A 1,125-nucleotide genomic window follows, 5' to 3' on the forward strand; every position below is an offset into this window, starting at 1 on the left:
GATGTGGCGCTGGGAGACCTGCACGACGGCGGCGTAGCCGAGGGTCACACAGACCGCCAGGAAGCTGGCCGCCAGGATCGGGACGGTCACCTCTCGCAGGCTCGCCGGAGTGGGGGTCGGGTCCTTCGGCATGGTCGCGGCCACGAACGCGGCCACCGCACCGGGCAGCGCGAACGCGGCGCCACCGGCGGCCCAGGCGGTTACCGTGTCGGCGGCGGCCGAGGCGATCCGGATCCGGGGCGCCAGCGCGACCAGCGTGCCGGCCGCGAACAGGGTGATCAGGACCGCGGCCGTGAGGGTGGGGCTGGTCAGGCTGGCGCCCGCACCGAACAGGCCGACCACTGCCGCCCCGACGGCGTGCGCCAGAGCGGCCCGGTCGGTGCGGGCGGAGAGCCCGATGACCCCGATGCCGATCGCGGTGATCACCATCGGCCACGGTGCCGTCGCCCAGCCGAGACCGAACGAGGCCGGTACGGCGAGCGCGGTCAGCGCCGCTCCGGCCACCGCGAACTCCCGGCGGATCTCGGTGGGCAGGGCCAGCACCGCCGCGATGGTGAGCAGGAACGCGGCCCCCGCGAGCTGCCATCCGGTCGGCCCGACGGCGGCGGCCAACTCGCCCGGGTACCGGCTGAGGTCCGGGTCCCAGGCGGGCAGCGCCGCCCGTACCGGTGCCACCCCGGCGCGCAGCGCGCCACCGGCCACCACCAGACCGCTGACGGTCAGGGCCACCGCGGACGCGATCTGCGGGCCACGTCGGGCCGCCTCCGGGACGGCGCGTACCGCCAGCCCGGTCACCGTGATGACCGCCGCGATCAGCAGCAGCGCCCGACCGGGGAGGGCCACCGAGGCGATGCGGCTGAGCGCGCCGATCACGGCCAGGGTGACGACGCCGGCCGCCACGTCGGGCAGCGGCGGGCGACGCAGCACCAGCGCGCCGGCCAGCCCGATCAGGGCGGCCAGCAGCAGCACCACCCCGGCGCCGGTCGCGGTCGGCACGGCCTGTGCCCGCAGCAGGGCGGTGACCGCGTACGCCAGCGCGACGGCGACCGCCAAGGCGTGCAGCAACCAGGTCAGCTCCGGCAGGCCGGGCACCGGGCGGGCCGGCCTGCCGGAGCTGACCTGGTT

The 1,125-nt window shown here is 77.1% G+C and carries 1 pseudogene; it reads right to left on the reverse strand.

Annotation, left to right across the window (positions count from 1 at the left end):
- Positions 1-1,125: pseudogene (locus KBX53_RS33795) on the reverse strand (permease); the annotation flags it as partial.

The organism is Micromonospora sp. M51, assembly GCF_018070305.1.
Taxonomy (GTDB): Bacteria; Actinomycetota; Actinomycetes; order Mycobacteriales; family Micromonosporaceae; genus Micromonospora; species Micromonospora parva.